Here is a 12,613-nt window from a genome sequence, read left to right as displayed (position 1 = left end):
CCTTAAGGCATTACGCTGCGGCTAATTGGGTTTTGTAATGAAATTAAGGTTTCAGTTGACTGGATTGCTTCGATGGCCTGAATTTTGTTAATTAGTACATCTTGTAAGTGATCAATCGAACGAGTCATTACTTTAATAAAAATACTGTAATTACCTGTGGTGTAATAAGCTTCAACGACTTCTTCAAGCTCTTTTAAGTACAATAAGGTTTGCGGGTAGTCACGGGCATTATTGAGGTTAATACCTATAAAACAGCATACATCGTAGCCTAATTGCTTGGCATTTACGCTTACTTGGGTACCTATGATGATCCCTGCCTGCTTCATTTTTTCAATCCGTACATGAATTGTACCTGCACTAACGGTAAAACGTTTAGCTAATTCAGCATAGGCTATACGAGCATTATCCATTAATGCGTGGAGGATCTGTTTATCGAGATTATCGATTTGATAATTTTCCATATAAATACCTGCTTTAAATTATTGAATCTTTATTTTTTATACCATTAAATTGATTAAATTTACATATTAAAGGTGTTTTTGTTATTGGTTATTGAATTAAAGTACGAAATGCTTGAGGATTGCTTTAACGACATGGCTGCTTTGAACGCAATCATGCAAGTAACAATAACTGGGAATGAGGCCAATTATTATGAGTTCACACTTTGTGCAGCAACAGCAACAAATTAGTAAAGTTAAACAATTTTTTTCACAGCAATTAGAACTGCAACTAGGGTTGATTGAAGTGCAGGCGCCTATACTTGCGAAAGTTGGTGATGGTATTCAGGATAACCTTAGTGGTACTGAGAATGCCGTTGCTGTAAATGTTAAAACTATCCCCGACAGTCAGTTTGAAGTTGTTCACTCACTTGCAAAGTGGAAGCGTAAAACATTAGCCGATCATGATTTTGCTTTAGGCGAAGGGTTATATACCCACATGAAAGCTCTACGCCCAGATGAGGATTCATTAAGTCCAATACATTCAGTGTATGTAGATCAGTGGGATTGGGAAAAAGTGATTTGTGCAAGCAGTGAGCGCTCTTTGGATAAATTAAAAGAAACGGTGGATGCTTTATATAAAGGTTTAAAGGCCACTGAGCAATTTGTATCTGATGAATTTGGGATCACCCCATTTTTACCTGTCGAGATTACGTTTGTACACAGCGAGCAATTACGCCAAATGTATCCTGGCTTTACAGCTAAACAACGTGAAAAAGCGATTACTCAAGAATATGGCGCGGTATTCTTAATCGGCATTGGCGGCGCACTAGCTGATGGTAAAATTCATGATGTACGTGCCCCTGACTATGACGATTGGTCTACTCAAACATGTGATCAATACGCGGGCTTGAATGGGGATATTTTAGTGTGGAACCCAGTGCTTGAAGACGCATTTGAAATATCGTCAATGGGTATTCGTGTATCGCCAGAAGCGCTAGTCGCACAATTGGCAATTACAGGTGATGAAGAGCGGCTAGAGCTTGACTGGCATAAGCAGCTACTAGCTAAGGAGTTACCTCAAACAATAGGCGGTGGCATTGGTCAATCTCGGTTAGCAATGCTGTTATTGCAAAAACCACATATTGGCCAAGTGCAAGTGAGTGTATGGCCTGAAGAGTTAAGACTGCAAGTAACGGGTATTTTATAAAATATATTGAAATGAATAGAGGCTAAATCTGATTTAGCCTCTATTAAGAAATTAATGATTAACTGGTTTTAAATTCAATTTCTATTTTCCCTTCTTGCAGTTTTACATTGCAAGGGGGGTAGGTACGATTAGTTTTTAAGACTTTATCAAAAATGTGAATTTCTACTCCGGAATGAAGCTTTTGGTTCACAGCCAAGTTAGCTTCACTAAGCAGCTTATTTAAATGATGATCAAGGCTAGATAAGCGCTGCTCAAGCTGTTCCGCTTGTTGGCAATAATGTTGTTGAGTGGCTCCAATCTTAGTCATCAATAATTTTTTCTTTTCTTTATCTTTCACTAAGTCAGCTTTTTCAAGGGCTGCTTGAAGAGTATCGAGCTGTTCGTCAGTACGAGCGAGTTCTTTAAAGCAGTCATCTGTTTCTTTGATAATGTTTTGTCCCGAAACAGCCATATTTATCATCATTTTAGCGCCGGATTCATTGCCGATCTCTCCGGCGATAATCATTCCTGCGTCTAATATTTCACCGCCAAATAATTTACCTTTAGGGTGATCACTTTGGCCTACTTGCAAAAGTTGTGTTGCTTTCATTTCACAATGACTTGCTTGGCGTTCAATAAAAATATTGCTGCCAGCAAGATGGCTATATTGTGCATGAAGAAGGTGGATGTCTCCTTGGCAGGTTATTTTACAAGACAAAGATTTATCATCGAGCTGGTGGCCAATAACACCTTGCTTTATTGTTACATTTCCTTGGGCTATGAGCTCACCAGATTCAACAGTACCTAATACGGTAATGTCACCTTTGGCTGTTACCTTCATACCAGGTTCTATGTTGTGAGTAACAATTACACTGCCATCAAAGTAAACATGGCCACTTTTAACATTTACATCTCCAATGGTATAAATATCATCAACTCGCATGCCATTACGAATATCAACAGGAACCCCTGGAATAGTTGAAACGAGCTCTAATGGATTGTTCTTTGATATTTCAGCACCTTCACCCGCGACTAAAGGAGAGCTCTCCCCTGGTTTTGCAGGTAACACATCCCCTAAAACAGTAAAGCCCTCTTTACCTGGGGTTGCAGGTTGTTGGCGGATCAATAATACACCTGGCTCGACGCTCGCTAGTTTGCCAAAGTCTCGCATATCAACGGTACCGTCTTCACGTAGTGTCGGTGCATTGAGGCGCTCTTTTAAGGTTTTCACGAGAGGTATTAATCTTGATGGTTGACCATCGGTTGGCAGGCGACCTTTGGCTAAAGTGCCTTTTGCTATTTGACCTGCAGGTATTTCAAATTGTTGTTGTAGTAACTGTTCTAAAAATACTTGTTTGTACCCTCTTGCAACACCAGCTTTGATTAGGTGTTGCTTTGCAGTATCAAGATCAATAATGCTACCACCTTGTGCGAGTGTTAATTCGCCTGTAGCAAGCATTTTATCGTCGCTAATAACGACATTAAACGAGGCATCATATTTAACTGCTACGACTAATGTGCGTTCTTTATTCGGTTTCTTGAAGTAAGCATTGATTGTGTTCAGCTCAATTTTGCAATCGCAGAATTTTGATTTTTCAAGGGCTTCGATAACAAAAGCCGCACTCGGGGGCGAATGTTCAATAACATCGAGTAGTACATTACCATTATGAGCAAGCTTAAACACACACTATCCTTTTGCAACGCTAGAATTAAAGGTTTATGAATTTAAGAGTGCTAGAGAATTGTATAACTGTCAAGAAAATCGCTGAGGCTTTAATGTTGATAGCGGACAAAAGTTAATTTTGGCCGCTATCAACAGTGGGTTAGTTAGTTGATGGTAGTTCCATAATGCCATCAATTTCAACTTGTACGCCTTTTGGTAAAGCTCTAACCCCAATTGCTGCTCGCGCAGGATAAGGCGCTTTGAAATACTGACTCATTACTTCATTTACTGTCGCAAAGTTAGAAAGATCGGTTAGGTAAATATTAACTTTTACTAGGTCTTGAATTTCACCACCGGCTTCTTCACACACAGCACTAATATTTTTAAAAACTTGATGTGTTTGTTCCGCAAAGTCTTCAGAAATCACTTCCATAGTATCTGGCACTAATGGGATTTGCCCTGAAAGGTAAACTGCGGTGCCAACTTTAACGGCTTGACTATAAGTACCGATTGCCGCAGGTGCTTGATCAGTAGAAATAAATGCTTTGTTCATGATTTTCCTATTTTATTTTTTACGATAGACTTTTTGCACGTCAGGCATCACACGAATTCTACGCATAATGTTGGCAACATGGACACGATTTTTAACCGTAACCCCTAAATCTATCACGTATAAATTACTTTCTTTTTCATCGGTAGCGATTTCGACAATGTTTGCTTGGGTTGTAGCAATAACATTGGTTAATTTTGCTAATGCACCTTGGTGATTGATAATTTCAACACGCAGTGCTGCAATGTATTCTTTCTCTGGATTATCATCCCATTTTACAACGAGGTATTTTGATCGCTCTGACTCCCAGCCTCGAATGTTTTTACATTCTTGACGATGAACGGTTACCCCTTTACCTTGGCTTATATGCGCAGTGATAGCGTCCCCTGGTACTGGTCTACAGCATTTAGAATAATTAACTAGCATACCTTCAGTGCCAATAATGGTCGCTTTGGCATTTTTGGCAATATCGCCTAAATCATCATTTTGCAATAAACGTCGTGCAATAAGCATATTCATTAAATTACCAGAACCAATTTCAACAAGTAGCTCTAATACACTATTAAGTTCATGTTCTTCTAGTACACGATTAATATTTTCAACCGGAATATCATCAAATTTAGTTTCACCTAAAGCTGAATCGAGCAATCTTCGGCCTAGTAATAATGCTTCTTCATGATGCTGGCTTTTGAGGTAATTACGAATGCCTAAGCGTGCTTTACCAGTAACAATAAAGTTTAGCCAAGTGGCATTTGGATGCGCGCCTGAGCTAGTAATAACTTCAATTGTTTGGCCTGTATCCAGTGCTTTACTTAGTGGGTACGGTTTACGATTAACACGTGCACCAACACAGGTATTCCCTACGTCAGTGTGTACGGCATAAGCAAAATCTACAGCAGTTGCACCCATAGGTAGCTCGACAATACGACCATCAGGGGTAAAGACATAAATTTCTTCAGGGAATAACTCTGTTTTAACATTTTCAACAAATTCAAACGATGAACCTGCGCTCTGCTGCAATTCGAGTAAGCTTTGCATCCACTGGCGAGCACGTTGCTGTGCAGTGTGACCGGCACTGTCACCTGATTTTTTATACATCCAATGCGCCGCTACACCTTTATCTGCCATATGATCCATATCATGAGTACGAATTTGGATTTCAACAGGTATACCATGAGGACCGACTAATGAAGTGTGTAGTGATTGATAACCGTTGGTTTTAGGTACTGCGATGTAGTCTTTAAAGCGAGTTTCAATTGGTTTATAGAGGTTATGAGCCACCCCTAATACACGGTAGCAGATATCCATTGAATCAACCGCAATTCTAAATGCGTAAATATCCATTACTTCATTAAACAGTAGTTCTTTATTCAGCATTTTTTTATAGATACTGTATAAATGTTTTTCACGACCTGAGACGGTTGCTTTAATGCCGGCTTCTTCTAAACGTGCTGTGATTTCTGTTTGGATATTTGAAATAACTTCTTTACGGTTTCCGCGCGCTTTGGCAACTTCTGATTTAAGTGCGCGGTGGCGCATTGGGTAGAGGGCTTGAAATCCTAAATCCTCTAATTCATTCTTAATATCATGAATACCTAAACGATTGGCAATCGGTGCATAAATCTCTAACGTTTCACGTGCAATGCGACGACGTTTATCAGGACGAAGTGCCCCTAAAGTTCGCATATTATGAGTACGATCTGCAAGTTTGATTAAAATAACCCGAATATCTTGGGTCATTGCCATAATCATCTTTCGATAGTTTTCAGCTTGAAATTCTTTTTTATCTTTAAAGCTTAGTTTATCAAGCTTGCTGACGCCCTCCACCAATTCAGCAACTGTTTCGCCAAATATTTCGGCTAAATCTTGTTGGCTAAAGTCGGTATCTTCAATCACGTCATGCATCAATGCTGCCATTAATGTTTCGTGATCTAAGTGCATGCCAGCCAAAATCTGGGTTACTTCAACAGGGTGGGTTATGTAAGGTTCGCCGCTTGAGCGAGTTTGACCCTCATGGGCCTCTCGGGCTACCACGTAGGCTTTTTGTACCAGCTCTACATCAGCAGCAGGTAAGTATTCTGATATTTTCTTTTTTAGACCTTCAAAAAGATACATTCACACTCCAATGTTCGAGTGAAGCAAATAGGTAACGGTAAGTTAAGAATATACGATGAAAAGGAGGGATTGCCAACGACTAGAGTAGAAATACTACGTCGTTGGCTAAATCGGACCGGGAAGTCAGATTATTGGTTGCCACCTACAATAGCAGCAACGGCAGCCATTTCAGCTGCTTCTTGGTGTTGTTGCTCTTCACGATCAATAAGATCCATCGATGAGCTATCAACTAAACCAAGTTCAATTTCACGTAAAGCAACAACTGTTGGCTTATCGTTTTCAGGATCAACTAGTGGGTTTTTTCCACCAACTGCAATTTGGCGGGCACGACGAGCCGCAACTAAAATTAAGTCAAAACGATTACCAATTGCATCTACTGCATCTTCAACAGTTACGCGAGCCATCTTCAGCACTCCAAATAAATTTTTAAGCAAAGACGTAGTTTACTGCACCGAGCCAGATTCGCCAATAGCTTGTGGTTAATTTAAACAAATAAAATACTTACCGAGCTTAAATTAAGATTTAACTCAGTAGGTCAGCGAGTAAATCTTGATGACGAATAGCTTGGCTTTGTAGTGATAGGCGTTTTGCTAGCACAATTGTTTCAATTTCATTCAATGCACTGGCAAAATCATCGTTAACGACGACATAATCATATTCATCGTAGTGAGAGGTTTCTGATTGTGCTTTAGCCATTCTACTTGCAATCACTTCTTGTGAATCTTGTCCGCGGTTATTTAAGCGAGATTCAAGCTCTGCTTTTGATGGCGGTAGGATAAAAATGGTTTCTATATCATCAACAAGTTTGCGTAATTGTTGCGCGCCTTGCCAGTCAATATCTAAAAACACATCAATACCGGCAGCGAGTTGCTCCTCAATTGCTTGCTTTGATGTGCCGTAGTAATTATCAAAGACTTGGGCCCATTCAAAAAAATCATTTTTTTCGATCAATGATTTGAATTCATCAACATTCACAAAATGGTAATGTGCGCCGTTTTCTTCACCAGGGCGAGGTGAGCGGGTAGTGTGTGATACAGACACTTTCATATCACTATACTTAGCTAACAATGCATTGATTAAGCTTGATTTACCTGCGCCAGATGGGGCTGATAAAATAAACAGGTTACCGCGAGTTTGCGCCATTATTTAATTCTCTACATAAAGTAAACAGGCTTGGGTTAACTATTACCCAAGCCTTTGATAGGAGCATTGTACTGTAAATGACTAAACTAGCTCAACTACACATTACCTTAGTTTAAATTTAGCAACTAATTGCGCAAGTTGCTCTGCTTGGCTATTTAATGAGTTTGCGGAGTGCGCAGCAACTTGAGTGTCACGGAGTGAGCTTTGGCTTGATTGCTCAATGAGTGACACATCTTTAGCCATTTCACTTGCAACAACAGACTGCTCTTCTGTGGCTGTTGCGATAGATTGGATCATTGCTGCGATTTCAGTTGCGCCAACCACAATGTTCTCTAGCTGATTACCAGCCTCTTCAGCTAAAGTTACGCTCATATTTACTTGTTCAACACTACTTTGCATTGAGTTCACTGCAACTTGCGTTTGATTTTGAATGGATTGCACAGTATTAACTACTTCTTCAGTTGCTTTAGTTGTTCGCTCAGCTAAAGTACGAACTTCATCGGCTACAACGGCAAATCCACGACCTTGTTCACCGGCTCGAGCAGCTTCAATTGCAGCGTTTAATGCTAGCAGATTAGTTTGCTCTGCGATGCTGCCTATAACCCCTATCACATTGCCTATTTGCGCACTTAAATCACCAAGTTCAGTCACCGTATCTGCAGTAGTTTGTACGCGCGCTGAGGCACTTTTAATTTCATCAACTGTACTTTTTACTGATATACCCCCATTGCTTGCGAGATCTTTTGCATTTTCAGCTTGGCTGGAGGCTTGCTGACTCTGACGCGCAACTTCGGAGACCGTTGAACTCATTTCTTCAATAGCTGTCGCGACCTGTGTTGATTGATCGGCAGACTCTTGGCTGCGGGTTGCTATTTGGGTGTTTGTATTTGCAATATCACCACTTGAAAGCTTCACATCAGAAACAACTCCACTGATGGCTTCAAGTAAGTTATTTAATGATAACGACATTTTGTTGGTTGCATCAGCAAGTGCGTCAATTTCATCTTCATTACGATGTTCGATTGCTGGTTTTGATATATCTCCATTACCAATGCTATGAGCGGTATCTAGTACCAAAGAGAGTCTTGATAAAATAGATTTACTAATTAGGTAAGCTACACTAAATCCAATGATGGTTGCTATTAAGGTTATTATAATAATAATAGTTAAAGTAAAATTTAATCCGGTATCTAAGTGATCTAGAGCAGAAGTAGCATCATCTCTTTCTTCATCAGCGGATGATTGTAAAATTGCAACTAATTCATTAATAATACTTTCTTCTAGAGTATTAATTGCGATTTTTGCAGCTGTATGGTTTTGTGGATTATAAGCATTAAAAACAACAGCAGCTTCACGCTTTATCGTTTCAAAGTAACTTTCAATTTGTTTGATATTTTGAATTTCATTGGGCTTTTGTTCTAGCGGTTTTATTAATGTTAGGTATTCAGCAAAGCTTGCTGCATCCTTTTTAAAATCATTTTGCGCAGACAAATCACCTGCTAGATGTGAATTAATCGACGACAGCATATCACCGGCTTCATCAACCATTTCTAAATAATAACGCACCCCGGGTAAATCATCGTTTAGGGCTTCGTTTATTTCAGTTGTGTTAAAGGCGTCGGCAAACTCTTCGTCTTTTAATTTATCTAAAAGAGTCTCTAACTGCTCACCAGATGTATTTTTCAGGCTTTTTGCTTGAGCAATAGCTTGTTGGTGCGTTGCAGGATTGTATTTTTCAAAAATATTATTATTAACGCTTTGATGATACTGTTCCATTAGACTTGAGATTTTATCCATCTTTATACGATCAGAAGCTTTTGCTGATTCGTATTTCCTTAACTCTGAATTAGTTTTCTTGAATTGAGTAAATAGCTCATTAAAATCTTTAACTTTATTCACATCACCAGATAAGTACTCTAAAGCTTCATTTTGCATACGATACATTTCATCAAGCTGCGCCATGTATAAAATAAGCCCAGGTAAGTCATCGCCTTTAATTTCTAAAGCTCGTTGAGTTTCAGTAGATACTTTAAACCAAACAATAGTACTCGAGACTAACATCAAAATGATGATGCTCGAAAATGCAGAGTATAATTTAACATTTAACTTCATAGGTATAACCTTATCTAAATTCAACACTGTTGCTTATTTAGACGTAAGTATAGCCCATTATATTCTATTGGCAGCGAATTATTTATGATAAATAATGTGAATTTATAAAATAAAAAAAGTGGAGAGAGGGGAGGGATCTAAATACTTTTCTTGCAAAACCAGAGTCTATTTAAAGGCACTTAAATGCTAGCTTAAGTACCTATAGATAGACTGAAAGAACAAAATATTTATTTGGGTCTTTTTATTGCGTTACTCTATGTTCTGGATCTGCTCGCGCATTTGTTCAATCAATACTTTAAGTTCAACAGCTGCGCTAGTGATATCACTATTAATAGATTTAGACGCTAGAGTATTTGCTTCGCGGTTAAACTCTTGCATCATAAAATCTAAACGACGACCACACGCTCCGCCTTTTTTAAGAATCTTTTTTGTTTCTTTTACGTGAGATTTTAAACGGTCAAGCTCTTCAGCTACATCTTGTTTTTGTGCTAGGTAAATAAGTTCTTGCTCAAGGCGTGATTCGTCAATATTAGCGGTTAAATCCTCTAGTTTTTGAGCGAGTTTTTCACGTTGCCATTTTGCTATTTCCGGCATGTGAGTTTCTACTATATTCACTTGTTCTAAAATAGCATCAAGACGGGTCGCTATCATTTCTTCGAGATTAGCACCTTCATCACCACGGGCAGATTTAAAGTCTTCGATCACTTGATCAAAACCCGATATAAGTGCTGTGTTAACGCTGTCCATATCAAGTTCTTCTGCTTCCATAACACCAGGCCAGCGTAAGATATCAACAGGATTAATGTCACCATTACTTTGTTGTTGCACCCATTTAGCACTATTAATAAGCTGCGCTGCCAATGCTTCATTGATCGACAGCTCACCAACATGAGCTGGGTTTGCTACAAACTTTAAGAACACTTCAACTTTACCGCGTTGCAAATGTTTACGTAAGCGCTCACGAATAACCGGCTCCATGCCACGAAATTGCTCAGGTGCGCGGATAAAGGTTTCAAGGTAACGTTGGTTTACTGAACGAACTTCCCAGGTGCCAGTGCCCCAATCGCCTTTAATTTCGCGACGCGCGTAAGCAGTCATACTGTGGATCATGGATGGTTTCCTAGTTTTATTTAGACAATATTAAAGTGATTATACCGTAACACTGTATAAGCTCTAGCGGAAATTTTTGTTGATGAGAATTTTACAGTTGGTTTTTGTTTAAATCAGCATGGCATCTAAGCACACATCGACTTATAATACGTAAAATTCTGAATTAAGGGGATCGTGAATGCGTCCAAGCGAAAGAACACCTAACCAAATTAGACCGGTTACATTTACACGTAATTACACCTTGCATGCTGAAGGCTCTGTGTTGGTTGAATTTGGTAACACTAAAGTACTTTGTACAGCAACTGTTGAATCAGGTGTACCACGCTTTATGAAAGGCCAAGGCAAAGGATGGATCACAGCTGAGTACGGTATGTTACCGCGCTCTACTCATACTCGAAATGGTCGTGAAGCGGCGCGCGGCAAACAAAGCGGTCGAACTATGGAAATTCAACGCCTAATCGCACGAGCACTTCGTGCTGCTGTAGATTTAAAAGCGTTAGGTGAAAATACTATTACTATTGATTGTGATGTTATTCAAGCTGATGGCGGAACACGTACCGCATCTATCAGCGGCGCATGTGTTGCGTTAGTCGATGCACTTACACATATGCGTAGTAAAGGTATGATCAATTCGAATCCTCTTAAATATATGATCGCTGCTATATCTGTTGGCATCTATAAAGGCCAGGCTATTAGTGATTTAGAGTATCTAGAAGATTCAGCCGCTGAAACAGATATGAATGTAATTCTTACTGAAACAGGCAAAGTGATCGAAATTCAAGGTACTGCGGAAGGCGAACCATTTTCGTTTGACGAGCTTGATGAGCTGCTAACACTTGCAAAACATTCAATTCGCGAAATTATCGATATTCAAAAACAAGCATTAGCTTAATAAATGATAGGTTTATAGCAATGAAAGATTATCAAATAGAGTTTATTGAATTTGCCCTTGAAAAGCAGGTACTAAAGTTTGGTGAGTTTACTTTAAAGTCTGGCCGTACTAGTCCTTACTTCTTTAATGCGGGCTTATTTAATACTGGTCGTGACCTTGCACGCCTTGGTCGTTTTTATGCCGCAGCATTAGAAGATGCTGCAATTGAATATGATGTATTATTTGGCCCTGCTTATAAAGGTATTCCAATTGCAACGACTACCGCAGTCGCACTTGCTGATCATCATGATAAAGATGTGCCTTATTGTTTTAACCGTAAAGAGAAAAAAGCACACGGCGAAGGTGGCACATTAGTCGGCTCTGAGCTTAAAGGTAAAATCATGTTAGTTGATGACGTGATCACTGCTGGAACAGCAATTCGTGAGTCTATGGAGATCATCGCGCAAAACGGTGCAGACCTAAGCGGTGTGTTAATAGCACTAGACCGCCAAGAAAAAGGAAAAGCAGAGCTTTCTGCAATTCAAGAAGTAGAGCGTGACTTTGGAACTAAAGTAGTTTCAATCGTTAAGCTTGCTGATTTAATCAGTTACCTTGAGAGTAAAGGTACTATGGATGAGCATCTAGAATCAGTAAAAGCATACCGTGAACAATATGGTATTGCTTAACTAGAGTTATTTAAATAAAGCCCAGTGATATATCACTGGGCTTTTTACATTTAAAACCCGTTATTAGGGTTATTTAAACGTTAAAAGCTTTGGTTTTGCAGTGTTTGGTTTAAATAATGAACGAACAGTACTTTATTTCAAGTTTTCTTCAAATAACGCTTGCGTAAAATCCGCCGCGCCCTATAATGCGACCCCACTGAGACGGCAGACAGCAACGCTTAGCGGGGCAAGAGTTAATCAGTGAGTCGAGTAAAACTTAACTTTGAAATTCTTTAAAAGAAACTAAAAATTAAGTGTTGACAAAAAAATAGGAAAGCGTAATATGCGCAGCCCTAGCGAGATAAAGTTTAACTTTAATCGCAACGTTCTTTAACAATATAAAGCAATCATCTGTGTGGGCACTCGTACAGATTGAGTTCTAACAGCCGAGCTTAACTTTCTTTTTAGATAGGTAAGCAAGGCAAACAAATTTAGAGTCTCAATGTGATTTCTCGAAAGAGAAACTGAGTGACCAACAGAATAGTTATTTTTAATAATTATTCGGCACAGTCAATTCAATATCGAAAGATATTAAATAAATTCAGAATTCATTGAGCAGGTTCTTCATTCTTTATTGGATGAGAACGGAAAAAACTTTTAATTGAAGAGTTTGATCATGGCTCAGATTGAACGCTGGCGGCAGGCCTAACACATGCAAGTCGAGCGGTAACAGAGAGTAGCTTGCTACTTTGCTGACG

Annotated in this window: 11 protein-coding genes and 1 rRNA gene; 4 read left to right on the top strand and 8 right to left on the bottom strand. The window is 39.2% G+C overall.

All coding sequences use genetic code 11. The features are described from left to right. Positions 1-2: 2 nt before the first annotated feature. Positions 3-461: a transcriptional regulator AsnC gene (asnC, locus tag ACJJVX_RS19945; RefSeq protein ID WP_405633197.1), complete on the bottom strand. Its 459-nt coding sequence runs from the start codon at positions 459-461 to the stop codon at positions 3-5. Between the two features lie 190 nt (positions 462-651). On the opposite strand from asnC, the gene asnA reads away from it, so the two are divergent. Next, positions 652-1,647, top strand: a complete 996-nt coding sequence (gene asnA / locus ACJJVX_RS19940; protein WP_342884395.1) for an aspartate--ammonia ligase — start codon at positions 652-654, stop codon at positions 1,645-1,647. Positions 1,648-1,705: 58 nt separating this feature from the next. Here the strand turns inward: asnA and ACJJVX_RS19935 are convergent, their stop codons facing one another. The 7 genes from ACJJVX_RS19935 to ACJJVX_RS19905 all read right to left on the bottom strand — a co-directional run bounded on the left by ACJJVX_RS19935 (position 1,706) and on the right by ACJJVX_RS19905 (position 10,319). Further along, positions 1,706-3,310, bottom strand: a complete 1,605-nt coding sequence (locus ACJJVX_RS19935) for a FapA family protein (protein WP_169328335.1) — start codon at positions 3,308-3,310, stop codon at positions 1,706-1,708. Positions 3,311-3,449: 139 nt separating this feature from the next. Continuing rightward, positions 3,450-3,842: a RidA family protein gene (locus ACJJVX_RS19930; RefSeq protein WP_405633193.1), complete on the bottom strand. Its 393-nt coding sequence runs from the start codon at positions 3,840-3,842 to the stop codon at positions 3,450-3,452. 12 nt (positions 3,843-3,854) lie between these two features. Next, positions 3,855-5,954: a bifunctional GTP diphosphokinase/guanosine-3',5'-bis pyrophosphate 3'-pyrophosphohydrolase gene (spoT, locus tag ACJJVX_RS19925; RefSeq protein WP_169328336.1), complete on the bottom strand. Its 2,100-nt coding sequence runs from the start codon at positions 5,952-5,954 to the stop codon at positions 3,855-3,857. 128 nt (positions 5,955-6,082) lie between these two features. Continuing rightward, positions 6,083-6,358, bottom strand: a complete 276-nt coding sequence (gene rpoZ, locus ACJJVX_RS19920) for a DNA-directed RNA polymerase subunit omega (protein ID WP_054206696.1) — start codon at positions 6,356-6,358, stop codon at positions 6,083-6,085. Between the two features lie 118 nt (positions 6,359-6,476). Next, positions 6,477-7,097 (bottom strand): guanylate kinase, encoded by a 621-nt coding sequence (gene gmk, locus ACJJVX_RS19915; RefSeq protein ID WP_054206697.1) that lies wholly within the window; start codon positions 7,095-7,097, stop codon positions 6,477-6,479. Positions 7,098-7,199: 102 nt separating this feature from the next. Then, a complete protein-coding gene (locus ACJJVX_RS19910; RefSeq protein ID WP_405633189.1) occupies positions 7,200-9,209 on the bottom strand; it encodes a methyl-accepting chemotaxis protein in 2,010 nt (669 codons plus the stop codon). Positions 9,210-9,458: 249 nt separating this feature from the next. Next, a complete protein-coding gene (locus ACJJVX_RS19905; RefSeq protein ID WP_054206699.1) occupies positions 9,459-10,319 on the bottom strand; it encodes a YicC/YloC family endoribonuclease in 861 nt (286 codons plus the stop codon). Between the two features lie 178 nt (positions 10,320-10,497). Here ACJJVX_RS19905 and rph point away from each other — a divergent pair, with 178 nt between their 5' ends. The 3 genes from rph to ACJJVX_RS19890 all read left to right on the top strand — a co-directional run. Next, positions 10,498-11,211, top strand: a complete 714-nt coding sequence (gene rph / locus ACJJVX_RS19900) for a ribonuclease PH (RefSeq protein ID WP_054206700.1) — start codon at positions 10,498-10,500, stop codon at positions 11,209-11,211. A 20-nt stretch (positions 11,212-11,231) separates the two neighbouring features. After that, positions 11,232-11,876, top strand: a complete 645-nt coding sequence (gene pyrE / locus ACJJVX_RS19895; protein WP_054206701.1) for an orotate phosphoribosyltransferase — start codon at positions 11,232-11,234, stop codon at positions 11,874-11,876. A gap of 637 nt (positions 11,877-12,513) precedes the next feature. Further along, positions 12,514-12,613, top strand: a 16S ribosomal RNA gene (locus tag ACJJVX_RS19890); the annotation flags it as partial.

Source organism: Pseudoalteromonas sp. Ld20, assembly GCF_045064175.1.
In the GTDB taxonomy this organism is placed as follows: domain Bacteria; phylum Pseudomonadota; class Gammaproteobacteria; order Enterobacterales; family Alteromonadaceae; genus Pseudoalteromonas; species Pseudoalteromonas neustonica.
This window is presented reverse-complemented; position numbering and strand designations above follow the sequence as displayed.